The 23,558-nt window shown below is 75.9% G+C and carries 19 protein-coding genes and 2 pseudogenes; 9 read left to right on the forward strand and 12 right to left on the reverse strand.

The features are described from left to right. Positions 1-243, reverse strand: a pseudogene (locus tag PKE99_RS29705) (hypothetical protein); the annotation flags it as partial. Between the two features lie 425 nt (positions 244-668). Between PKE99_RS29705 and lexA the strand changes: the two are divergent. Next, entirely contained in the window at positions 669-1,391 is a 723-nt protein-coding gene (gene lexA, locus PKE99_RS29710) for a transcriptional repressor LexA (protein ID WP_037052444.1), read from the forward strand. A 15-nt stretch (positions 1,392-1,406) separates the two neighbouring features. Here the strand turns inward: lexA and PKE99_RS29715 are convergent, their stop codons facing one another. The 6 genes from PKE99_RS29715 to PKE99_RS29740 all read right to left on the reverse strand — a co-directional run bounded on the left by PKE99_RS29715 (position 1,407) and on the right by PKE99_RS29740 (position 7,391). After that, entirely contained in the window at positions 1,407-2,237 is an 831-nt protein-coding gene (locus PKE99_RS29715) for a universal stress protein (protein ID WP_051738160.1), read from the reverse strand. 84 nt (positions 2,238-2,321) lie between these two features. Continuing rightward, positions 2,322-3,392, reverse strand: a complete 1,071-nt coding sequence (locus PKE99_RS29720) for an NHL repeat-containing protein (RefSeq protein ID WP_231498404.1) — start codon at positions 3,390-3,392, stop codon at positions 2,322-2,324. Continuing rightward, positions 3,355-4,893, reverse strand: coding sequence for a GTPase HflX (hflX, locus tag PKE99_RS29725; RefSeq protein WP_081924664.1), 1,539 nt, complete (start codon positions 4,891-4,893; stop codon positions 3,355-3,357). Before hflX ends, PKE99_RS29720 begins: the two co-directional genes overlap by 38 nt. 55 nt (positions 4,894-4,948) lie before the next feature. After that, positions 4,949-5,779 carry a diaminopimelate epimerase gene (dapF, locus tag PKE99_RS29730; protein ID WP_081924665.1) on the reverse strand — a complete coding sequence of 277 codons (831 nt, stop codon included), beginning with the start codon at positions 5,777-5,779 and terminating at the stop codon, positions 4,949-4,951. Beyond that, a complete protein-coding gene (gene miaA, locus PKE99_RS29735; RefSeq protein ID WP_037052445.1) occupies positions 5,776-6,675 on the reverse strand; it encodes a tRNA (adenosine(37)-N6)-dimethylallyltransferase MiaA in 900 nt (299 codons plus the stop codon). Before miaA ends, dapF begins: the two co-directional genes overlap by 4 nt. Then, positions 6,672-7,391, reverse strand: a complete 720-nt coding sequence (locus tag PKE99_RS29740; protein ID WP_037052447.1) for a class III extradiol ring-cleavage dioxygenase family protein — start codon at positions 7,389-7,391, stop codon at positions 6,672-6,674. The genes miaA and PKE99_RS29740 overlap by 4 nt, the downstream gene beginning before the upstream one ends. A 783-nt stretch (positions 7,392-8,174) precedes the next feature. Between PKE99_RS29740 and PKE99_RS29745 the strand changes: the two genes are divergently transcribed. Next, a complete protein-coding gene (locus tag PKE99_RS29745; protein ID WP_051738175.1) occupies positions 8,175-9,440 on the forward strand; it encodes a DUF349 domain-containing protein in 1,266 nt (421 codons plus the stop codon). A gap of 217 nt (positions 9,441-9,657) precedes the next feature. Continuing rightward, on the forward strand, positions 9,658-10,302 hold the full coding sequence (locus PKE99_RS29750; protein WP_051738161.1) for an endonuclease domain-containing protein: 645 nt from the start codon (positions 9,658-9,660) through the stop codon (positions 10,300-10,302). 68 nt (positions 10,303-10,370) lie between these two features. Here the strand turns inward: PKE99_RS29750 and PKE99_RS29755 are convergent, their stop codons facing one another. Further along, entirely contained in the window at positions 10,371-10,901 is a 531-nt protein-coding gene (locus tag PKE99_RS29755; protein ID WP_051738162.1) for an Rv2732c family membrane protein, read from the reverse strand. A gap of 23 nt (positions 10,902-10,924) precedes the next feature. After that, entirely contained in the window at positions 10,925-12,397 is a 1,473-nt protein-coding gene (gene miaB / locus PKE99_RS29760; protein ID WP_037052449.1) for a tRNA (N6-isopentenyl adenosine(37)-C2)-methylthiotransferase MiaB, read from the reverse strand. Between the two features lie 98 nt (positions 12,398-12,495). Between miaB and PKE99_RS29765 the strand changes: the two genes are divergently transcribed. The 4 genes from PKE99_RS29765 (at position 12,496) to PKE99_RS29780 (ending at position 17,134) form a co-directional block, all read left to right on the forward strand. Next, a complete protein-coding gene (locus tag PKE99_RS29765; RefSeq protein WP_051738163.1) occupies positions 12,496-13,464 on the forward strand; it encodes a TAXI family TRAP transporter solute-binding subunit in 969 nt (322 codons plus the stop codon). A 99-nt stretch (positions 13,465-13,563) separates the two neighbouring features. Beyond that, positions 13,564-14,592, forward strand: coding sequence for an iron ABC transporter substrate-binding protein (locus tag PKE99_RS29770; protein ID WP_051738164.1), 1,029 nt, complete (start codon positions 13,564-13,566; stop codon positions 14,590-14,592). Next, positions 14,589-16,130, forward strand: coding sequence for an ABC transporter permease (locus PKE99_RS29775; RefSeq protein ID WP_081924667.1), 1,542 nt, complete (start codon positions 14,589-14,591; stop codon positions 16,128-16,130). Before PKE99_RS29770 ends, PKE99_RS29775 begins: the two co-directional genes overlap by 4 nt. Then, on the forward strand, positions 16,127-17,134 hold the full coding sequence (locus tag PKE99_RS29780; protein WP_037052451.1) for an ABC transporter ATP-binding protein: 1,008 nt from the start codon (positions 16,127-16,129) through the stop codon (positions 17,132-17,134). Before PKE99_RS29775 ends, PKE99_RS29780 begins: the two co-directional genes overlap by 4 nt. 1,464 nt (positions 17,135-18,598) lie before the next feature. Here PKE99_RS29780 and PKE99_RS29785 read toward each other — a convergent pair. From PKE99_RS29785 to PKE99_RS29795, 3 genes and pseudogenes are all read right to left on the reverse strand, one after another. Beyond that, positions 18,599-19,558 (reverse strand): annotated as a pseudogene (locus PKE99_RS29785) (AMP-binding protein); the annotation flags it as partial. A gap of 57 nt (positions 19,559-19,615) precedes the next feature. Next, a complete protein-coding gene (locus tag PKE99_RS29790; protein ID WP_037052453.1) occupies positions 19,616-21,028 on the reverse strand; it encodes a sensor histidine kinase in 1,413 nt (470 codons plus the stop codon). A gap of 12 nt (positions 21,029-21,040) precedes the next feature. Further along, positions 21,041-21,706 carry a response regulator transcription factor gene (locus tag PKE99_RS29795; RefSeq protein ID WP_037052455.1) on the reverse strand — a complete coding sequence of 222 codons (666 nt, stop codon included), beginning with the start codon at positions 21,704-21,706 and terminating at the stop codon, positions 21,041-21,043. A gap of 124 nt (positions 21,707-21,830) precedes the next feature. Here PKE99_RS29795 and PKE99_RS29800 point away from each other — a divergent pair, with 124 nt between their 5' ends. Continuing rightward, the gene (locus tag PKE99_RS29800) at positions 21,831-22,559 is read left to right on the forward strand and encodes an amino acid ABC transporter ATP-binding protein (protein WP_037052569.1); all 729 of its coding nucleotides are present in this window, start codon (positions 21,831-21,833) and stop codon (positions 22,557-22,559) included. 32 nt (positions 22,560-22,591) lie between these two features. Beyond that, entirely contained in the window at positions 22,592-23,485 is an 894-nt protein-coding gene (locus PKE99_RS29805) for a glutamate ABC transporter substrate-binding protein (protein WP_037052458.1), read from the forward strand. Positions 23,486-23,558 lie beyond the last annotated feature (73 nt).

A 23,558-nucleotide genomic window follows, 5' to 3' on the forward strand; every position in this document is an offset into this window, starting at 1 on the left:
GGCCGCACCCGCCTCGCGCTCCCCGCCCACGGTCGCCACGGCGCTCCCCCACCGGGACGCCGCGGCGGCCCGGCTCGCCCGCGCGCCCGGCCGGTCGAGCCGGTCCTCACGGCGGCGCACGTCCTCGACCACCCCGTGCGACACGCCGGCGCCTCCGCCGGTCCGCGCGCCCCCGCCCGCATGGCCGCCCGGCCCCTCCACGGTGTGGTCCCCGCCGCCCTCCGCGATCCCCGCGCCGTTCACGGCCGACCCCTTCCGCCTCGTCCGCGCCGCTCAGCGGCCGGAACTCGCACACATGTTCGATTCGAACGTCTGTGCGACGTTCTACCATCACGACGGCCCCTCGTCACGGGTCCGCGCCGACACGATCGGCGTGTCGTTCGAACATGTGTTTGGCGTTCGGCCGGATCCGGGCTACCGTCCGATCCCGACGGCCCGGGCGGGACCCGCCGGACGGGCCGTCCGGGTCCCTACCGGCACCGGCCGCCCGGCGCCCCGGTACGGCTCCCGGGAGTACGGCCCGGCGGAACGGGCACGACGACCGGGGTCGTCCGGCGCCGAGGGGTACGGACCGTCCGGGAGCCGGGCAGCGGGCCGGTCCCGCGGCCGGGACGGACCCGACGACGCGGACAGCGCACGAGACAGGCACACGAGGAGGCGGCAGGCAGATGGCACGGGACGAGTCCGGCGGAGCCGGCGAGACCGGCCGGGAGCCCGGACAGGTGCGCGCCTTCCCGGACCCGCCGGCGGACCCGGTGGGCCTCACCCCCCGGCAGCGCAAGGTGCTCGAGGTGATCCGGGACTGGGTGGAGCGGTTCGGCTACCCGCCGAGCGTCCGGGAGATCGGCGACGCGGTGGGGCTGACCTCCACCTCGTCGGTGCACCACCAGCTCCGGACGTTGGAGCGCAAGGGGTACCTGCGGCGGGACCCCAACCGGACCCGCGCGGTCGACGTGCGCAGCCCGGAGGAGGACTCCGAGGGCTCCGAGGCCGCCGAGGTCCGCGCGGAGCGGCCGGCGCCGGCGTTCGTGCCGCTGCTCGGCAACATCGCCGCCGGTGGCCCGATCCTGGCCGAGCAGGCGGTGGAGAGCGTGTTCCCGCTGCCGCGCGAGATCGTCGGCGAGGGCACGCTCTTCCTGCTCAACGTCAAGGGCGACTCGATGGTCGAGGCCGCCATCACGGACGGCGACTGGGTCGTGGTGCGCCAGCAGCCCGTGGCCGAGCAGGGCGAGATCGTCGCCGCGATGATCGACGGCGAGGCCACGGTCAAGACCTTCAAGCGCACGGACGGCCAGGTCTGGCTGATGCCGGCCAACCCCGCCTACGAGCCGATCGACGGCAACGAGGCGACCATCCTCGGCCGCGTCGTCGCGGTGCTCCGCCGGCTCTGAGGTCCCGGCCCCCGGTCAGCGGTCCGGGGGCGGCACCACGATCACGGGATAGCGGGCGGTGCGCACCAGCACGCCCGCGACCCCGCCGAGCAGCAGCCGTTTCATGAGCGGGTACCCGCGCGACCCGACGACGAGGACGTCGGTGCGTTCGGGCAGGTCGGCCAGGGTGTCGGCGACCGAGCGGCCGATCACGACGTCGTAGAGCGCGTCGATCTCCACCGGCGCCTGCGCGAGCCCCTTCTGCGCGGTGTCGGTCGCGGCGGGCACCTCCTCCTCGCCACCCGCGACGACCACGAACCGCAGCGCGGCCCCGGTCCGGCCGGCCAGGTGCACGGCCAGGACGGCCGCACGGTCGGCCTCCGGCGTGCCGTCGTAGGCGACCGTGACGACGGTGATCCCCTTCGCGGCGGTGTGGCGATAACCCCGCGGCGCGATCCCGACGGGGCAGCGTGCCGAGGGCAGCAGCCGCTGCACCGTGCCGCCGGGAGCGAGCCGGCCGAGCAGGCCCCCGCCCGTCGACCCGACGACCAGCACCGCGGCCCCGACCTCCTCGGCGTGGTCGGCGAGCACCCCCGCCGCGGGGCCCGGCCCGAGCGGGGCGAACTCCGGCTCGGAGGGCCCGGTCGAGCCGATGAGCTCCCGTGCCCGGCCGAACCGCCGGCGGGCGACCTCCTCGATCTTCTCCCGCCACCGCGGGTCGCGGGCCATCGCCGAGTAGCCGAGCCCGTCCGTCGGATAGACGGTGGCGACGACGTTCGTCAGGCCCGTCAACCGCGCCAGCTGCGCCCCGAGGACCAGGGCGTCGTGACCGCCCGGCGTGTCCTCGTAGGCGGTCACGATCGGCACCGCGGCACCCCTCCTCCCGGCATGATCAGCGTAGGCGGCGCGGGGCGCGCCGACGGCCCTCCGGGAGCACCCTTAACGGGCTCGTCACACGCGGGACCGCCGCCGCCCGTGCAGGGCCATCGCGGCGGCGGCCAGCCCCAGCACGAGGACCGCGACCCCGACGCCGATCGCCGCGGGCAGCCACTCCGGGGCGGGCTCCGGCGGGGTCGCCGGGGGCGGCGGCGCGGCCGTGGGCTCCGCGGGTGCGGCAGCGAGCGTGGCCTCGACCGCGCCGGGCACTGCGCGGAGCCGGCCACGGTCCGGGCCGCGGGTCTCGGAGCCGGACAGCAGGGTGCCGTCGGGGAGGAACGCGAGCGCCTCGCCCTGGGGCTCGTCGGACAGCGGGACCTGCAGCGGAGTGCCCTGCAGCGCCGCGACGAGGTCGCCGGAGGGCGGGACGCGGTAGAGCCACGCGTCGGTGTAGGTCCGCAGGCCGACGACCTCGCGGCCCGCGCTCGTCGCCCCGCCGGTCACGGTGAAGGCGCCGAGGGCGCCGATCGGGCCACCCCGGGTCTCGGAGCGGGGGAAACCGGCCGAGCCGGCGCGCATCAGCGGCGTGGGCCCGGGCTCGGCGAGCGGGCCGGTGGGCCGGTAGACGCCGGCGGTGCCGCCGACCTCCTTGGTCACGATCACGGGCACCCCGTCCGCGCCGATCAGGAGGGCCTCGGCGTCGTGCGGGCCGTCCGGGTAGGTCACCCGGTGCAGCCGCGGCGCGCCGTCGGGCGGCAGCACGAGGAGGGCCACGGTGTCCCGGACCCGGTCGTTGTCGCCGGTGTCGGCCACCCAGAACGCGCCGTCGGGTGCGATCGCGAGGTCCTCGGCGTCGTACGGGTCCAGGGCCGCGGTCCGGGTCTCGACGACCGCGCAGGTGTCCGGGTCGAGGCGGTACAGCGCGACCCGGCTGCCGCCGTCGCTCATGGCCCAGACGCCGCCGTCGGCGGCCACGGCCAGCCCGGAGAGCTCGACGAGGCGCCGGTCGGTGACCGCGCAGCGGTCCTCGGGCCCGGCCCGCGCTGCGCTCGCCGGCACGGCGAGCAGCAGCGTGAGCAGCAGGACGGCGCCGAGGACCCCGGCGCGCTCAGCCGCGCGCAGCGACGCGCGCCCCGACCTCGGCACGCGCGCCCTCGCCGGCGGTCCCGTTCGCACCCCGCGAGCCTGCCGCGTCGCCCTCGGCGGGGGCCGACCCGGTCCCCCCGACCGCGAACGGCACGGCCGCGACGGCGAGCTCGGGCCCGACCCGGACGTGCAGCCGCGTGCCCTCCGGCGTGTGCTCGGAGGCGAGCACCTCGCCGTCCGAGTGCAGCCGCGCGACCAGCCCGCCCTCGGTGTAGGGCACCAGCAGCTCGAGGTCGACCTCGGGCCGCGGGAGCCGCTCGGCGATGCAGGCCTTGAGCCGCGCCACCCCGTCGCCCCGGTGGGCCGAGACGAACACGGCGTCGGGCAGCAGGTGCCGCAACCGGGCGAGCGCGAGGTCGCCGGCGGCATCGGTCTTGTTGACGACGAGCAGCTCCGGGGGCATGGTCCCGCCCTGCTCCTCGCCGATCTCGACCAGGACCTTGCGCACCGCGGCGATCTGGTCCTCGGGCAGCGAATCCGAGGCGTCGACCACGTGGACCAGCAGGTCGGCCTGGCCGGCCTCCTCCAGGGTGGAGCGGAACGCCTCGACGAGCTGGTGCGGCAGGTGCCGCACGAACCCGACGGTGTCGGTGAGCGTGTAGGTGCGCCCGTCCGGCGTCTCCGCGCGGCGGGTCGTGGGGTCCAGGGTGGCGAACAGCGCGTCCTCGACCAGGACACCCGCGTCCGTCAGCGCGTTGAGCAGCGAGGACTTGCCGGCGTTGGTGTAGCCGACGATCGCGACGCTCGGCACGTCGTTGCGGCGGCGGGCGCCGCGCTGGGTGTCCCGCACCCGGCTCATCGCGGCGATCTCGCGGCGCAGCTTGGACATGCGGTGGCGGATGCGCCGGCGGTCCAGCTCGATCTTGGTCTCACCGGGACCACGGCCGCCGATACCCACACCGCCGGCGGCGCGGCCACCGACCTGCCGGGACAGCGCCTCACCCCAGCCGCGCAGCCGCGGCAGGAGGTAGGACAGCTGGGCCAGCTCGACCTGGGCCTTGCCGTCCCGCGAGCGGGCGTGCTGGGCGAAGATGTCGAGGATCAGGGCGGTCCGGTCGATCACCTTGACCTTGAGCTTGTCCTCCAGCTGGCGCAGCTGGCCGGGCGAGAGCTCGCCGTCGCAGATCACGGTGTCGGCGCCGGCGGCCTGCACGGCGACGGACAGCTCGTCGACCTTGCCGGAACCGATGAAGGTGGCGGGGTCGGGCTTGCTCCGCCGCTGCACCAGGCCGTCCATGACCTGGGAGCCGGCGGTCTCGGCGAGCCGGGCCAGCTCGACGAGCGAGGCGTTGGCCTGCTCGGAGGTGCCCTCGGTCCAGACCCCGACGAGCACCACCCGCTCGAGCCGCAGCTGCCGGTACTCGACCTCGGTGATGTCGGTGAGCTCGGTCGACAGACCCGCGACCCGCCGGAGCGAGGATCGTTCCTCCAGCTCCATCTCGCCCCGCGAGGGGTCGAGAGCATCGTCGGCAGGCGTGTAGCGCAGGGGGGATTCAGTCATCGTGAGGTCGAGTGTCCCACGTTTCGGGTCGCCGTGTCGGACCGTTTCCCGCGCGTCACCCGGCGGTCTCCCACCACGATCGATCCAGTTCACCGTGCGCGACCAGGACCGCCGGACCGTGCAGGACGGTCGACGCCCCGCCCTCGCGGACCGTGACCTCCAGCCGGCCGCCGGGGGTGTCGACGGGCAGCCGGCCCTCGGCGCGCCCGGCTGCGCGCAGCGAGGCCACGACGGCCGCCACCGTGCCGGTGCCACAGGACCGGGTCTCGCCCACCCCGCGCTCGTGCACGCGCATCGCGACCGGCTCGTCGCCGCGGGCGGGCGCGACGAACTCGACGTTGGCCCCGTTCGGGAACAGCGCCTCGTCCCGCCCCGGCGGCACGGTCAGGTCCAGCCCGGCGAGGTCGGTGTCGGTGACGCAGGCGAGGTGCGGGTTCCCGACGTCGACCGCCACGCCCGGGAACTCCCGGCCGCCGACCGTCGCGACGCTCTCGGGGCCGACCAGCGCCCGGCCCATCTCGACGGCGACCCGGTCCCCCTCGAGCGAGACGACCTTGACGCCCGCCCGCGTGCCCAGCGGCAGCTCCCCGGTGCGGAACCAGCCGGCGTGCTGCAGGTAGCGCGCGAAGACGCGGACGCCGTTGCCGCACATCTCGGCGACCGACCCGTCGGCGTTGCGGTAGTCCATGAACCACTCGGGGCCGTCGACGCCCAGTGCGGCGGAGCGGACCACGCGCAGCACGCCGTCCGCCCCGAGCCCGCGCCGCCGGTCGCACAGCGCGGCGACCCGCTCCGGCGTGAGGTCGAGGGCGCCGTCGGGGTCCGGCAGCACGACGAAGTCGTTCTGCGTGCCGTGGCCCTTCGAGAAGGGAATGCCGTCGCTCACGGGACCAGCCTACGAGCCAGAGCCGACAGTTCCGGATCCGCGCCGTCGAGCCAGTGGATGCGGGGGTCGCGGCGGAACCACGAGCGCTGCCGGCGCACGAACCGGCGGGTGGCACGCACCGTCTCCTCGGCGGCCGTCGCCAGGTCGTACTCGCCGTCCAGCGCCGCGACGACCTGCTGGTAGCCCAGCGCCCGCGACGCCGTCCGGCCCTCCCGCAGGCCCTTCTCCAACAGTCCGCGGGTCTCCTGGACCAGCCCGGCGGCCATCATCAGGTCGACGCGGCGGGCGACCCGGTCGTCGAGCTCCGCGGTGTCCCGGTCGACCCCGATCAGCACGGCGTCGTACCGGGGCGTGCGCTGCCCCGGGAGCGTCGCCCGGAAGGGGCGCCCGGTCAGCTCGATGACCTCCAGCGCCCGGACGATCCGGCGGCCGTTGCTCGGAAGGACGTTCTGCGCGGCGGTGGGGTCGACCTCGGCCAGCCTGCGGTGCAGCGCCGGCGCCCCGACGGCGGCCAGCTCGGCTTCCCACCGGCCGCGGACCGCGGGGTCGGTGCCCGGGAACTCCAGCTCGTCGACGACCGCCTGGACGTACAGCCCCGAGCCGCCGACCAGCACCGGCGTGCGGCCGGCGGCCAGCAGCGTCTCGATGACGGCGCGCGCCTCCCGCTGGTAGACGGCCACCGACGCGGTCTCGGTGACGTCCAGGACGTCGAGCTGGTGGTGCGGGATCCCGCGGCGCTCGGCCATCGACAGCTTGGCGGTGCCGATGTCGAGGCCGCGGTAGAGCTGCATCGCGTCGGCGTTGACGACCTCGCCGCCCAGCGCCTCGGCCAGGTCCAGCCCCAGGTCGGACTTGCCCGTCGCGGTCGGCCCGACGACGGCCACGAGCCTCGTCATGCCGGCGTCCAGACCGCCACGTGGTAGGCCACGCCGTAGGGCGCGGCGGAGTACAGCAGCTCGCCGCGCCAGTCCCGGTCCTCCGCGGCCCCGGCGAGCACCTGCCAGGGGGCGCGCCCTGCCGCCCACAGCTCCGCCGCGAGCCCCGGGTCGAGGGCGGCCAGGGGTGCGGGGTCGCCGTGCTCCAGGGCCTTCGCGACGCCGGCGTCGAAGGGCCCGGCCCGCTCGTCGAGGTGGCCGGGGGCCTTCTCGGTGTGGGTGGCCGCGCCGTCGCCGACGATCAGCAGCCCGAGAGGGCCGTCGGCCGCGTCGGCCTCCGCGGCGAGCTCCCGGCCGAGCTGCAGGCAGTCGGCGGTGGGGGTGTCCTCGGGGACGAGCTCGCCGCGGATGCGCGGCTCCCGTCCGGTCCCGCCGGCGGCCCACCCGGCGACGAGCAGCGGCAGCGGGAGCTCCGGGTCCGGTGCGCCGGCGCCGGGTCCGAGGGCGACCCGGACGTCCCTGCCGAACCCGGCGAACGTCCCGGCGGTCGCGGGCGGGACGGTCCGGCGGCCGCCGGAATCGGCGCCCACGGCGATCCAGTCCGCGGCCGCCCCCGCGAGCCGGGCCGCGGCCGAGTACACCGCCGCGCGCAGCTCCGCGGTCTCGCCCGCCGCCCCCGCAGCCAGTTCCGGGACGAGGAGCGGGGGGTGCGGGAGCACGACGACCAGCGACAGCACGCGACCGACAGTAGTGCGGCCCCGGCGACCGCGCCGCCGCCCGCCGGTCACCCTGCGCGACCGATCGGGGCCGGAGAGTCGCATTCACGGCGACTCGGCGCGCTCAGGCGGCCGCCCGCGGTCTCGTCCGGGTCGCGGCGGTTCCGTGCGCCCGCCCGACCTGTTTGAATTCCGCCGACCGGGGGTCGCGCGTCCGCGACCGGCCGGTTCGTGCACGGCCCCGGCGTTCCACGGCGGGGCGCCCGTCCCCGCGGCGGGCCCGAACGAGGGAGGACGACGGTGTCGGACGAGCACACGGACGAGACGCAGCGGGAGGGTCTGCCCGGCACCGCCGCGAGCGCGCCCGCTCCGGACACCCCCGACACGCCCCCGACGGCGACGGGACCGGCGGACGAGAGGACCGAGCAGCCGGCGGCGCGGTCCGCGGCCGACCCCGCCTCGTCCGCACCGGACGCACCGCAGGCCGTGGCGCCGGGCGAGGCCGCACCGCCCGCGGCATCGGACGAGCCGACACCGTCCGCGGCATCGGGCGAGCCGACACCGTCCGCGGTATCGGGCGAGGCCGTACCGGCTGCGACGCCGGGCGAGGCCGCGCCGGCTGCGACATCGGGCGAGCACACCCCGCCCGCCGCGCAGCCCGCCGCGCCGAAGCCCGCACCACCCAAGCCCGCTCCGCCGAAGCCCGGGCCGCCCAAGCCCGGCCCGCCGCCCGGCGCCCGTCCGGGACCGCGGCCCGGCCCGCCCCCGGGAGCAGGCCACACCCGTCCGGTCCAGCACGCCCCGGTGGCCCGGCCCGCCGCCCCGCCGGTCGAGCCGTCGCCCGTCGCGACGGCGTCGGAGAACCCGTCGCGCTGGGGCCGGGTCGACGAGGAGGGCGCCGTCTTCGTCCGAACCGCCGACGGCGAGCGTCGCGTCGGTTCCTGGCAGGCCGGCGCCCCGGACGAGGGCCTGGCCCACTTCGCCCGCCGCTTCGACGACCTGCTCGCCGAGGCCGAGCTGCTCGTGTCCCGGCTCGCCACCGGCGGCGGGGACCCGAAGCACGCGCTGACCAGCGCCAAGGCCCTGCGCGAGGGGCTCGACGAGGCAGCCGTGGTCGGTGACCTCGACGGGCTGCACAAGCGCCTCGACGAGCTCGTCGGGATGGCCGAGGACGCGGTCGCCACCGCCCGCACGGCCCGGGACGAGCAGCGGCACGCCGCGATCGCCCGCAAGGAGGCGCTGGTCGCCGAGGCCGAGACCATGGCCTCCGAGTCCACGCAGTGGAAGCAGGCGGGCGACCGCTACAAGGCGATCCTCGACGAGTGGCGCACCATCAAGGGCATCGACCGCAAGACGGACGAGGCACTCTGGAAGCGCTTCTCGCGCGCCCGCGAGGCCTTCAACCGGCGCCGCGGTTCGCACTTCGCCGACCTGGACCGCCAGCGCGCCGGGGCCAAGGCGCGCAAGGAGGAGCTGGTCGCCGAGGCGGAGGCCCTCTCGGAGTCGGACGACTGGGGCCCCACCGCCGCCCGCTACCGCGACCTCATGGCGGAGTGGAAGGCGGCCGGCCGCGCCCAGAAGGACGCCGACGACGCCCTCTGGCACCGCTTCCGCAGCGCGCAGGACACCTTCTTCTCGCGCCGCTCGTCCGTCTTCGCCGAACGGGACTCCGAGTTCGCGGCCAACGCCGACGCGAAGCGTTCGCTGCTCGACGAGGCCGAGAAGATCGACACCTCGGACCCCGACGCCGCCCGGCTCGCGCTGCGCCACGTCCAGGAGCGCTGGGAGGAGATCGGCAAGGTCCCGCGCGAGGACATGCGGCCGCTGGAGCAGCGCCTGCGGGCCGTCGAGGAGGCCGTCCGCGAGGCCGCCGACCGCCAGTGGCGCCGCACCGACCCCGAGGCCGAGGCCCGCGTTGCGCAGTTCCGTGACCGCGTCGCCCAGTTCGAGGCCCAGGCCGAGAAGGCCCGCGCCGCCGGCGACAAGCGCCGGGCCGAGCAGGCGGAGTCGCAGGCCGCGCAGTGGCGGGAGTGGCTGGAGACCGCGGAGCAGTCCGTCCAGGACCGCTGATCCGGCTGAACTCCGGACCGTGGTCCACGTCCGGGTAGCGGGACGATCGATTTCCGACCGTTTCGCTGCCCGGACGTGGATGTCGGCTTCACGCGAGCGAACGGAGCGGCGGAAACGCGCCGCCGGCCGGGTCCGGGATCGCACGCTCTCGGTGTGCCCTCGACACCCCTGACCCGCCTCCTGGCCACGCGGGACGGGCTGATCACCCGACGGCGCGGTGTTCGGGCCCGCGGCCGCGTGGTGGCTGGGGCTGCTGGACCGTCCGCCCGTGATCGTGCCGGTGACGGTGCCCCGCCGCCGGGCGCCCAGGCCGCCGCCGGGCATCCGCGTGCGCCGGCGCGACCTCGCACCGGATGACCTGACCCGACGCCGGGGTGTCCGCCTCACCGCGCTGCCGCTGACCGCGCTCGAGACCGCGGCGGTGCTGCCGGAAGGCGGCTCCTTCCTCGACCGCGCCCTGCAGCGCCACGTCCGGTTCGAGGACGTCCTGCAGGCCTATCGACGTGCGCTCGGCTGCGGCGGGGCGGCGGGCCTGCGCGCCGTGCTCGTCCCGGCGGTCGATCGTGCCGACTCGGCGGCCGAACGCACGCTCTTTCGGCTCCTGCGCGCCGCCGGGATCAGCGGCTGGGTGCGGGCGCTGCCGTTCGGGTGCTGGACGCTGGACCTGGCGTTCCCCGAGGCGCGGCTCGCGGTCGAGTTCGACGGCTGGGCCTGGCACGTCGACGTCGAGCGGTTCCGCGCCGACCGGACGAAGCAGAACGCCCTGGTCGCGGCAGGGTGGACGGTCCTGCGCTTCACCTGGCACGACCTCAGCGACCCGAACCTCGTGGTCGCCGCGATCCTCCGCGCCCTCGGCTCATGATCCACGCCCGGGAACCGGGACGTCCGGAATCCGAGCGATCTGCTGCCCGGATGTGGATCTTCGAGAGGTCAGCGGCGCTGGAGGGAGATGCGGGCCCAGGTGAAGGTCAGCAGCACCACCCCGACCACCGCGAGGACGAGACCGGGACCGGGGCCCTCGACGCCCTCGGGAGCCACGGTCTGCCGGCTCCACACCGCCCACACGCCGTTGACCACGGAGATCCCGCAGCCGACGGCGGAGATCCAGGCCAGCGCCCAGTACCGGGTGGTCAGCGCGAGCGTGGAGGTGACGATCCCGAACGCGGTGACGGTGAAGGTGAACAGCCGCGGCAGGGGCCCGGCCGACTGCGCGCCGACCAGCAGCTGCCAGCCCGTGGCGCCCTCGATCCAGGGCAGCAGCAGCGCCCCGACGACGGCCAGGGTGCCGATCGCGGCGACCAGCGCGGCCGCGCCCGGGTCGATCTTCCGTTCCACCCGCCGGGCCACGCCGGCGAGCTCGGTCTCGAGGGCCGACAAGGTCGGGTCCGGGTCGCGGTCCCACGGCGCCCGGTCGCCGCCCGGTCCCTGCCGGTCCCCGCCGGAGGCGCGCTCGTCGCTCATCGTCCGCTCCGTCCGTCCCTCGCTCACGATCCCTGCACCCCGCAGCCGGCCGTGACCGGCTCGGCGGCGGGCTTCCCGAAGCCCGGCAGGCCCAGCCCGGTGGGCGCGCCGCCCGGCCGCTGCCCGGCCTCGTGCGCGTCCCCGGCGCGGGTGCGGCGGTGGCCCAGCACCCCGTCGTCGGCGACGAGGTGGTGCGGCGCGCCGTACCCGATCCGCACGGTGACGAGGTCGCCGGGCCGGATCCCGTGCCGACCGGGCGCGAAGTGCACCAGCCGGCCGTCCCGGGCCCGTCCGCTCATCCGGCGGGTGGCGCCGTCCTTGCGGCCCTCGCCCGTGCTCACCAGCACCTCGACCTCGCGGCCCTCGTGCGCGCGGTTCTCCTCCCAGGAGATCTGCTCCTGCAGGGCCACCAGCCGCTCGTACCGCTCCTGGACGACGGCCTTGGGCAGCTGGTCCGGGAGCTCGGCCGCCGGGGTGCCGGGGCGCCGCGAGTACTGGAACGTGAAGGCCTGCGCGAACCGGGCCCGGCGCACCACCTCGAGGGTCTGCGCGAAGTCCTCCTCGGTCTCCCCCGGGAACCCGACGATGATGTCCGTGGACACCGCGGCGTCGGGGATCGACGCCCGCACCTCGTCGAGGATCCCGAGGAACCGCTCGGAGCGGTACGAGCGCCGCATGGCCCGCAGCACCCGGTCCGATCCGGACTGCAGCGGCATGTGCAGCTGCGGGCAGACGTTGGGCGTCTCGGCCATCGCGGCGATGACGTCGGACGTGAAGTCCCGCGGGTGCGGCGAGGTGAACCGCACGCGCTCGAGCCCCTCGACGGTGCCGCAGGAACGCAGCAGCTTCGCGAACGCGCCGCGGTCGCCGAACTCCGAGCCGTACGCGTTGACGTTCTGACCCAGCAGGGTCACCTCGAGCACGCCGTCCGCGGCGAGCGCCCCGACCTCCGCGAGGATGTCCCCGGGCCGGCGGTCGCGCTCCTTGCCGCGCAGCGACGGGACGATGCAGAAGGTGCAGGTGTTGTTGCAGCCCACCGAGATCGAGACCCAGCCGGCGTAGGCGGACTCGCGGCGCGCGGGCAGCGTCGACGGGAAGACCTCGAGCGACTCGAGGATCTCCACCTCGGCCGCGCGGTTGTGCCGGGCGCGCTCGAGCAGCGCGGGCAGCGACCCGACGTTGTGGGTGCCGAACACGACGTCGACCCACGGGGCCTTCTTCGTGATCGTGTCGCGGTCCTTCTGCGCGAGGCAGCCGCCGACGGCGATCTGCATGTCCGGGTTGGCCGTCTTGGCCGGGCGCAGGTGGCCGAGGTTGCCGTAGAGCTTGTTGTCCGCGTTCTCGCGCACGGCGCAGGTGTTGAACACGACCACGTCGGCCTGCGCCGGGTCCTCGGCGCGCGCATACCCCGCGGACTCCAGCAGACCGGCCATCCGCTCGGAGTCGTGCACGTTCATCTGGCACCCGTAGGTGCGGACGGTGTAGCTGCGGGTCACCCCACGAGGGTATGCCTCGCGGGCGACGGCACGGGCCCCGGGGACGACAGCACCGGCCCGGGACGACAGGGCGGCCGCCGGTCCGGCACGATGCGGCGATGGAGCCCGGACCCAGGCTGGACCGCCGCTCCGCCCTGCGCGTGCTGGCGGCACTCGCCGTGCTCCCCGGCCTGGCCGCCTGCGGCGCCGACTTCTCCGGGCGGCGGCTGTCGATCGCGGCGGGGGTCGCCTCGGGCGTCTACTTCCGGCTCGGCGGCACGCTCGCCGAGGTCTGGCGGGAGCACCTCGACCTGGGCGCCGCCCCGACCGTCCTGACGACGGCGGGTTCCGTGGACAACCTCGACCGGCTGGCCGGCGGCACCGTCGACGTCGCGTTCAGCCAGGTCGACACGGCGGCCGAACGGCTCGCCGGCCTCGCGCCGGGCGATCCCCGCGCCCCGCGCGCCCTCGCCCGGATCTACGACGACGCCCTGCACGTCGTGGTGCGGCGTGACTCGCCGGCCCGGCGGGTCGCGGACCTGCGCAGACGCGCCGTGTCGATCGGGCCGCCGACCTCGGGCTACTACGCCGCGTCCCGCCGGCTGCTGGAGAGCGCGGGCGTGGATCCGGACCGCGACGTCGACGCCCGCCAGCTCGGCCTGTCGGACTCCGCCGCGGCGCTGCGCGACGGGACGATCGAGGCCTTCTGCTGGTTCGGGGGCGTGCCGACCGCGGGCGTCTCCGACCTCGCGGCGACCACACCGATCCGGCTGCTGGACCTGACCGACGTGCTCGAGGCCGTCCGGGCGCGCTACCCCGTGTACTCGTCGGGCACCGTGCCCGCCTCCGCCTACGACATCGGCGAACCGGTGGCCACTCTGTTCGTGCGGAACCTGCTGCTGGTCCCCGCCGCGCTCGACGACGACCTGGCCGGCGCCCTCGTCGGCACGATCTTCGCCGAGCAGCCCCGGCTCGCCGCCACCAGCCCGGCCGCGCTGACCATCGACGCCCGCGCCGCCATCGGCACCCAGCCGGTGCCGCTGCATCCCGGGGCGGAGCGCTTCTACCGCGAGGCCAAGGGCGCGTGACGTCGGCGACCAGCCCGTAAAGGGAAGGCAAAGTTCGTCCCAAACAAGGCTATGCTCCCTCCACCCGGGCGGCACCGCCCGCCGACAGAGGAGCCGCCCGTGCCGCGCCCCCGCGTTCCCCGCTGCGTCCGAGTCGCCGTCGCCGCGCTCGCCGCGGTCGCCGTCGCCGCCCCGCTGACCGCCTGCGGGAGCTCCCCGGACCTGACGATCTACTCGGGTCGCAACGAGCAGCTCGTGGGCGGGCTGCTCGAGAAGCTGGAGGAGCGGGTCGGCGGGACCGTCGAGGTGCGCTACGGCGGGAGCGCCGAGCTCGCCGCCCAGCTGCTCGAGGAGGGCGCCGGCACCGAGGCGGACGTGTTCTTCTCCCAGGACGCGGGCGCCCTCGGCGCGCTCGACGACGCGAACCGCCTGGAGCCGCTGCCGCCCGCGGCCCTCGACGCCGTCCCGGCGGCCTACCGCGCGGACGACGGCAGCTGGGTCGCGACCTCGGCCCGCTCCCGCGTGCTGTTCTACGACCCGCGGCAGGTCTCCGGGGCGGACCTCCCCGCCACGCTCGACGCCGTGACCGACCCGCGGTGGCGCGGGAAGATCGGCTACGCGCCGACCAATGCCTCCTGGCAGGCGTTCGTGACCGGGGTCCGGGTGTTGCGTGGCGAGGAGGGCGCCCGGGCCTGGCTGCAGGCCTTCGGGGCGAACCAGCCGGTCAGGTTCGACAACAACATCCAGATCCTCGACGCCGTGAACGCCGGGCAGATCGCCCTCGGCCTGTCCAACCACTACTACTGGTACGAGCGCGTGGCCGAGGTGGGCGAGCAGGCCGTCCCGGCCCGCGTCCACTACGTCCCGGGCGGCGACCCGCTCGGCCTGGTCAACGTGGCCGGCGCCGGGGTGGTCGCCGGGACCGCGCAGCAGGAGATGGCCCGCCGTGCCGTCGAGTTCCTGGTCTCTCCCGAGGCCCAGCAGTACTTCGCCGACGAGACGGCCGAGTACCCGGTCCGCGCGGGGGTCGCGTCCACCCGGCACACGCTGCGGCCGCTCGACCAGCTGCAGCCGCCGGACATCGACCTGTCCGACCTCGCGTCGCTGCAGCAGTCGCTCACGCTGCTGCAGGAGACCGGTCTGGCGTGACCGCGCCCCCGTCGACGCGGTCCCCCGCCCGGGCGGGGGCCGCGCCCCGGGCCCTGCTGGCCGCCGCCGCGGTCACCGGCGCGCTGGCCTGCGTCCCGCTGCTCTACCTGGCCGTCCGCACCCTGGAGGCGGGTCCCGGCACGGTGGCCGGGATCCTGGCCCGGCCGCGGACCGGCGAGCTGCTGACCCGAAGTGTGCTGCTCGCGGGCTCGGTCACGGCGGCCTGCCTCGTCCTCGGCTGCGGGCTGGCCTGGCTGGTGGCCCGCACCGACCTGCCCGGCCGCCGGGTGTGGGCCGCGGTCCTGGCGCTGCCGCTGGCCGTCCCGTCGTACGTGGCCGGGTTCACCTGGATCGCCGAGTGGCCCGGGCTGGCGGGCTTCCCGGGCGCGTTCCTGGTGCTCACCCTGGTCAGCTACCCGTACGTGCTGCTGCCGGTCGCGGCGGCGCTGCTGGTGTCCGACGGCGGGCTGGAGGAGGTCGCCCGCTCGCTCGGCCGCGGCCCGGGCCAGGTCCTGTTGTCGGTCACGTTGCGTCGGGTCCGCCCGACCGCGGCGGCCGCGGGCCTGCTCGTCGCGCTCTACGTGCTCAGCGACTTCGGCGCGGTCTCGCTGATGCGCTACGAGACCTTCACGCTCGGCATCTACACGAGCTACCGGGCCACCTTCGACCGCACGCCGGCGGCGGTGCTCGGCTGCGTCCTCGTGGTCCTCGCCGCCCTGCTGACCTGGGGCGAGTACCGGGCCCGCGGTCGCGCCGCCGGATGGGTCGGCCGCGGCACCCCGCGCCCGCCGGTGCCGGTGCGGCTGGGGGCCTGGCGGCCGGTCGCGCTGCTGGCGGTGGTGGCCGTCGCCGCCGCGGCCCTCGGGGTGCCCGCGGTGAGCCTGGTGCGCTGGACCGTGGCGGGCACGTCGGCCGGGGTCGACTGGCCTGCGCTCGGGAGCGCCGCGGTCGCGACCCTGCAGGTCGCCGGGGTCGGCGCGGCCCTGACCACCCTGCTCGCGCTGCCGGTGGGGATCCTCGCCGCCCGGCACCGCGGGCGCGTGGTCACCGCCGTCGAGACCGCGGCCTACGCCGGGCACGCGCTGCCCGGCGTGACGATCGGGCTCGCCCTGGTGTTCGTCGGGATCCGGCTGGTCCCGGGGATCTACCAGGAGCTGCCGCTGCTGGTCGTCGGGTACGCCGTGCTGTTCCTCCCGCTGACCGTCGGAGCCGTCCGGACCGCGGTCGCGGCCGCGCCCGTGGGTCACGAGGAGGTCGCCCGCTCGCTCGGCTGCGGCCGGGCGGTGGCGTTCGCGCGCGTCACCCTCCCCCGGGCGCTGCCCGGCACGGTCGCCGGCGCGGCGCTCGTGTTCCTCACCGTGGTCAAGGAGCTGCCGGTGACCCTGATGCTGCGGCCGACCGGCACGGACACCCTCGCGGTGCAGCTGTGGAGCCACACCGGGGCAGGCGCCTTCGCGGCCGCGGCCCCGTACGCCGTGGTACTCGTGCTGGTCTCGGCGGTCCCGGCCGCGCTGCTCGACCGGGCGGTGCACCGGTGAGCGCCGGGCTCGCGGTCGCGGGCGTGCGCGCGGGCCATCCCGGCGTGTCCGTCCTGCACGGGGTGGACCTGGCGGTGCCCGCGGGCGCGCTGGTGGCAGTGCTCGGCGGCTCCGGCAGCGGCAAGACGACGCTGCTGCGCTGCGTGGCCGGCTTCCACCCGCTCGACGCCGGCGAGATCCGGCTCGGGGACCGCGTCGTCGCCGGGCCGGGCGTCGAGGTCCCGCCGGAGCGCCGTCGCGTCGGCCTGGTCCCCCAGGACGGCTCGCTGTTCGCGCACCTGTCGGTGGCCGCGAACGTCGGGTTCGGGCTCGACCGGGCCGCCCGCCGCGGCCCCCGGGTGCGCGAGCTGCTGGACCTGGTCGGGCTCGCCGACCTCGCCGACCGCATGCCGCAGGAGCTCTCCGGCGGCCAGCAGCAGCGGGTCGCGTTGGCCCGGGCGCTCGCCCCGGACCCCGCCGTGGTGCTGCTCGACGAGCCCTTCAGCGCCCTCGACGCCGGGCTGCGGGCGGAGGTCCGCGAGCAGGTCCGCGCCGCGCTGCGGGCGGCCGGCACCACCGCGGTCCTGGTCACCCACGACCAGCAGGAGGCACTCGGCGTCGCCGACCTCGTCGCGCTGCTGCGCGACGGCCGGATCGTCCAGGTCGCCCCGCCGCGGGAGATCTACGGCACGCCGGCCGACGTCGGCGTGGGCACGTTCGTGGGCGAGGCGGTGGTCCTGCCGGCGGTCGCCCGCGGCGGCTGTGCGGAGACCGTGCTGGGCGCGCTGCCGGTGGCGGCCGCGGACGGCCCCGGCCAGCTCCTGGTCCGGCCCGAGCAGCTGCGGCTACGCCCCGGCGGGCCGGCGCGCGTCCGGGAGGTGGTCTTCCACGGGCACGACGCGACCGTGCTCGTGGAGCTCGGCGGCACCACGCTGCGCTGCCGCACGGCCGAACCGGAGACCCCGGAGCCGGGCAGCGAGGTGAGCCTGCAGGTCCGCGGACCGGTGCGCTTCTACCCGGACTGACGCGGCCGCCCGGCCGAGGACCTCCTGCACGGCGACGCCGACGACCAGGCAGGCGAGCACGACGACGGCCGAGGGCAGCCCGGCCAGCGCCGACATGACCGCGTAGTGGGTCAGGTAGATCGCGAGCGACGCCCCCGCGAGCAGCCCGCACAGCCGCACGAGCGGCCGCGGCACCGCCAGCGCGGGCACCAGCAGCAGCGCCGTGCCGACGGCGACCACGGCCGCCCGGTGCGGCTCGTGGGCGAACATCATCGGCACGGCGACGGCGAGTCCGGCGAGCACCGCGGCGCGCTGCCACGCGGTCGCGGCGCGCTGCGCGGCCCAGCCCAGCGCGAACAGCCAGATCACGGTGTGCACGCTCATCTGGCGCAGGGAGAAGGCGTTGGCGCCGTCGTCGACGAACTGGCCGAGCAAGCCGGCGAGGTACACGGCCGCGGGCAGGGCGAACGGCAGGCTCCGGTCGAGCGCCCGCACCGCGGGGACCACGAACAGCAGCGCCATCAGCAGCAGGATCTGCGGCAGCGTCTCGACGAACCAGTACCCCCACGCCTCCGGGTCGACCACGTAGTTGAGCAGCAGCGCGTTGTACCAGTCGACGTCGTCGGCGACGGTCGCGCGCCAGGCCACCCACAGCGCGCTCGGCACGGCGATCCGGGCGGCGGTGCGCAGGATCGTCCGCGACGGCCGGGGCGGGGCCAGGGCGAACCGCGCGAACGCCCAGCCCGCCGCGGCCAGCAGCACGTGCGAGCCGCCCAGCAGCCGGAACAGCCCCACGTGCGAGCCCACGATCAGCACGATCGCCGCGGCCCGCAGGACGACGGGGGTCTCCACCAGCAGCCACCGCCGCGGCGCGCGACCGGGCCCGCCGAGCGCGACGAGCTCCGCCACTGTGCGTTCCGGCCAGTCCGGCGGCAGCGCACCGACCGTGCGTTGCAGCCGCAGCGCCGTCTGGACGTACCGCAGCGAGTCGCCACCGAGCCCCACGAAGGTGTCCCCGTCGGTGATCGTGCGGCCCGGGAACACCGCCGCGAAGGCCCGGCGCACCGGGTCCGCGCCCGCGGGCGGCTGCTGCGGGGCGGCCGCGGCGGCGACCGCGGCGAGGTCGACCTTGCCGGTGGGCAGCCGCGGGAGCGCGTCGACCCCGGCGACCCGGACGGCCGTCGGCGGCAGCCGGAGCCGCTCCGCGAGCAGGTCGGCCACGGCCGTCGCGTCGCCGCCGCGGACCACCGCGACGGCCAGGCCGGTGTCGTCGCCGGTCGCCGCGGCCGCCACGCCCCCCGCCGCGAGGATCCGCTCGACCTCGTCGAGGTCCACCCGCAGCCCGAACGGCTTGACGAACCGCGCCGCGCGCCCGGTGATCTCGAGCAGGCCGTCGGGCCGCAGCCGGGCGCGGTCGCCCGTCTCGAGCCGGTCGACGGTCCGGCCCAGCGCGAGATCGGCGCCGCTGCGGGCGTAGCCGAGCATGACGTTCTCGCCCCGGTAGACCAGGTCGCCCACGCCGTCCGGGTCCGGCCGCTCGATGCTGAACGTGCCGCCGGGCACGGCGACCCCGACCGCCGACGGCGCCGTCGCCGCCCGCTCCGGCGGCAGGTAGGCCATCCGGGCCGTGGCCTCGGTCTGGCCGTACATGACGTAGAGCGCCCACCCGCGCCCCGCCCCGAGCGCGGCGTACCGCTCGACCGCGGCCGGGTCCCACCGCCCGCCCGCCTGCGTGACGTACCGCAGCGACGGGAGCGCGCGGTCGGCGAAGCCCGTCGCGTCGAGCAGGTCGAACGTGTACGGGACGCCGTGCAGGCTGGTCAGGCCGAGCTCCGCGAACTCGGTCCAGAAGGCGGGCTCGGCGACCGACCGGCTCGACAGCACCACGGTCGCGCCGCGCGCGAGGTTGCTGTTCACGACCGAGAGCCCGTAGCAGTACTGCAGCGGCAGGGTGAGCGGTGCCCGGTCCCCCGGTCGGATCGGCAGGTACCCGGCGATCGATTCGGCGTTGGCCGCGAGGTTGCGCGCGGAGAGCCGGACGAGCTTCGGCGAGCCGGTGGTGCCCGAGGTGGGCAGCAGCAGGGCGAGGTCCGGGTGCAGCGCCGGGCCCGGCCCACGCTCCTCGATCCGCACCCCGTCCGCCTCCGGCCGCACGACGACGGCGGGGTCGTGGGCCGCGAGCAGCGGCTCGGCGCGCGCCGGGTCGTCGCCGACCAGCAGCGCGACGTGACCGGCCCGCAGCGCCGCCAGGTAGGTGACGACGGGCTCGACGCCGGGGCCGGCCACCACCGCGACGAGCCGGCGTCCGGTCCCGAGCTCGGCAGCCCGTGCGTCGGCCCGCGCCGCCAGCTCCCGGTAGCTCAGGCACTCCCCGCCGGGCACCAGCAGGGCCGGGCGCCCGCCGTGGCGCGCGAGGGCACCGGCGAACCCCGGCGTTTCGGTCATACTTCCATCAGATGTGGTGAGCCTGTCCTTGGCAATACACCGGACGGACGGACCTCGTCACAGCGTCGGCGGGAGGGCCCGCCGCAGCCGCGCCGCCGCCCTGAGCCCGCCGCTCGGCGGCAGCTCCAGTACCAGCGACCCGCCCGCCAGCTCGACGGTGCGGGCGGCGATCGCGAGGCCCAGGCCAGAACCCTCGACGTTGTTCTGCCCGGGCGAGCGCCAGAACCGGTCGGTGGCCCGTTCGAGCTCCTCCGGCGGGATCCCGGGCCCGGTGTCCAGCACCGCCACGTCGACCAGGGGCGGGTCCGCGCCGCGCACCGGCCGGACCGTGACGGTCACGGTGCCGCCGGGCGGGGTGAACTTCACGGCGTTGTCGAGCAGGGCGTCGAGGACGGTCTCGATGCCCCCGGGCGTCATCCGCACCCGCAGCCCGCGCACGCCGCCGCGCAGCAGCCGCAGGCCGGTGTGCTCGGCGAGCGGGCGCCAGGCGTCGAGGCGGTCGTCGACGGCCGGGTCGACCGCCGTGTCGACCTCCCGGTCCACGCCGGCGTCGCGCTCGGCGCGGGCCAGCGCCAGCAGCCCGTCGAGCACCCCGGAGAGCCGCTCGGCCTCCTCCAGCGCGGCGACGTGCTCCTCCGCGGCGTCTCCCTCGACGTGCCCGTCGAGGTTGGACAGCCGCAGGCGCAGCGCGGTGAGCGGGTTGCGCAGCTGGTGGCTCGCGTCGGCGACGAAGGCCCGCTGGGTCGACAGCGCCTGGCCGACCGACTCCGCCATGCGGTCGAAGGACAGGGTGAGCCGGCGCAGCTCGGGCGGGCCGGACCCGTCGGACACCGGCTCGGCGGGCCGCCCGGCCAGCACCGCGCGCGTCACGCGCCCGGTGCCCTCGTCGAGGCGGCGCACCGGCCGCAGGATCCACCGGGTGACCGGCACCGCGACCAGCACGCCGAGCGCGAGCGCCGCCAGCACCAGGGCCGCGACCAGTGACCAGACCCGGATCTCGGCCGCCCGCAGCGCGTCGGTCGGGGACACGGTGATGGCCGCGCCGCGCACCTCGCCGTCGACCAGGACCGGTTCGGCGAGCACCAGCGGGCGGGTGTCCCACGGCATGATCAGCGGCGGCGCGGCCGACCGGCGGCTGGCCAGGGCGACCTGCAGGCGTTCCCGGCCGGCGGCGTCGAGGGTGGGCGGCGCCGCGCGCGAGGCCGCGACGACCCGCCCGGCCCGGTCGACGACGGTGACCGCCACGCCGTAGACCTCGTCGTAGCGGGCCAGCTCCTCGGCCAGCCCGGCCGCGCTGTCCTCGGTGATCGGCCGCTGCGCGCGCGAGGCGAAGTAGATGGTGTCGGTGAGCCGGTCGATGAACAGCTCCTGCTGCGAAGCACGCGAGTTCGACACCGCCAGCGGCACGCCGAGGCCCAGCGCCAGCAGCCCGACCAGCACGCAGACGATGACGAGCAGCCGGGTGCGCACGCCTCGGCCCGCTCAGCCGCCGAGCCGGTACCCGACGCCGCGCACCGTCTGGACCAGCTCGGGCCGGCCGAGCTTGGTGCGCAGGGTGGCCACGTGCACGTCGAGCGTCCGGTTCGCGCCCGGCCAGCTGCGCCCCCACACCTCGGCGACGATCCGGGTGCGCGTGCAGACCGTGCCGCGCGCGGCCGCGAGCAGCGCCAGCACCTGGAACTCCTTGCGGGTCAGCGTGACCTCGGCGCCGTCGACGGTCACCGTGTGCCGGCCGAGGTCGATCGCCACGCCGTCGTCCGTGGTCACCACCCGGTCGGCCGGCTCGCCCTCGCTCGGGCCGCGGCGGCGCTGCACCGCGTGGATGCGCGCGACCAGCTCGCCGACGTCGTACGGCTTGACCACGTAGTCGTCGGCGCCGGAGTGCAGTCCGACGATCCGGTCCTCGACGTCCCCGCGGGCGGTGACCACGATGACCGGGACGTCACTGGCCTGCCGGATCGCCCGGCAGACGTCCACCCCGTCCGCGTCGGGCAGGCCGAGATCGAGGAGGACGACGTCCACACCCGTGAGGTGGTCGACCGCGCCGCGGCCGCGTTCGAGCCGCGTGGTGGTCATTCCGTGCCGGTGCAGGGCGGGGCGCAGCGCCGCCGCCACGCGATCATCGTCCTCCACGAGCAGAATGTGCACGCGGTTCCCCTCCGAGGTCGTTATTGGATAGAGACCCTAAAGGTTGCCCAAGGTGGTGGACTCGCCTGTCCGAATCGTCCTAGCGTCCCGCCATGCCTGGAGGCCGACCGTGACCGACACCCCCATGATCCGCATGGCCGCGGTGGACAAGCACTTCGGCGAGCTGCACGTGCTCAAGGACATCAACCTGGAGGTCGAGCGCGGTCAGGTGGTGGTCGTGCTGGGTCCCTCGGGCTCCGGCAAGTCCACCCTGTGCCGCACGATCAACCGGCTGGAGCCGGTCGACTCCGGGACCATCGAGGTCGACGGCCGCGCGCTCCCCGCCGAGGGCAAGGCGCTGGCCGGCCTGCGGGCCGACGTCGGGATGGTGTTCCAGAGCTTCAACCTGTTCGCGCACAAGACCGTGGTCGAGAACGTCATGCTCGCGCCGCTCAAGGTGCGCAGGCAGGACAAGGCGGCCGCCGAGAAGAACGCCGTGCGGCTGCTCGAGCGGGTCGGGATCGCGAACCAGAAGGACAAGTACCCGGCGCAGCTCTCCGGCGGCCAGCAGCAGCGCGTGGCGATCGCCCGGGCGCTGGCGATGGACCCGAAGGTCATGCTGTTCGACGAGCCGACCTCCGCGCTGGACCCCGAGATGGTCCAGGAGGTGCTCGACGTCATGACCGGCCTCGCCAAGGACGGCATGACGATGCTCGTGGTCACCCACGAGATGGGCTTCGCCCGCCGCGCGGCGCACCGCGTGGTCTTCATGGCCGACGGCGAGATCGTCGAGGACTCCACTCCAGACGACTTCTTCACCAACCCGTCGAGCGACCGCGCCAAGGACTTCCTCGGGAAGATCCTCACCCACTGACGCCCGCTCCCCTCGAACCGACAGGAGATCCGATGAAGTTGCGTGCCCTCGTGGTGGGGCTGGCCGCGGCCGCCCTCACCCTGACCGCCTGCGGCCAGTCGGGGAGCCCCGGCGGCTCCTCCGGCGGTCCCGTGGTCTCCGAGGCCCCGGCGGCAGGCGTCCAGGTTCCCGACTCGGCGACCTTCGCCGCCATGCAGCAGCGCGGCCGCGTCGTCATCGGTGTCAAGGACGACCAGCCCGGCCTGGGCTTCAAGGACGCCACCACGGGCGAGTACTCCGGCTTCGACATCGAGATCGCCCGGCTCGTCGCCGCGAAGCTCGGCTACGGCACGGACAAGATCGACTACAAGACGGTCCCGTCCGCGGCCCGCGAGGACGCGATCTCCCGCGGCGAGGTCGACTACTACGTCGGCACCTACACGATCAACGACAACCGCAAGAAGCGCGTGTCGTTCGCCGGCCCGTACTTCGTCGCCGGCCAGGGCCTGCTCGTCCGCTCCGACGAGACCGCGATCACCGGCAAGGACACCCTGAAGGGCAAGAAGGTCTGCTCGGTGACCGGCTCGACGCCGATCCAGCGGGTCCGGGACCAGGGCCTGACCGAGCCGGAGAACATCGTCGAGTTCCAGACCTACACGCAGTGCGTGGACCAGCTGCTGTCCAAGCAGGTCGACGCCGTCACCACGGACGACGCGATCCTCAAGGGCTACGCCGCGCAGCAGCCCGACAAGCTCAAGGTCGTGGGCGAGACCTTCTCGACCGAGCCGTACGGCATCGGCCTGAACCACGACGACGCCGCGCTGCGCAACAAGATCAACGACATTCTGCAGGCCTCGTACGACGACGGCACCTGGCAGAAGATCTACGACAACACCCTCGGCAAGTCCGGCTCGCCGGCCTCGCCGCCCGCGCTGCAGCGGTACTGATCCGATCCGGCCGGGGCGGCTCCTGACCACCAGGACCGCCCCGGCCGGCGTCTTTCGTCCGAGAGCTCCGCCG

It is taken from the genome of Pseudonocardia halophobica, assembly GCF_027922425.1.
In the GTDB taxonomy this organism is placed as follows: domain Bacteria; phylum Actinomycetota; class Actinomycetes; order Mycobacteriales; family Pseudonocardiaceae; genus Pseudonocardia; species Pseudonocardia halophobica.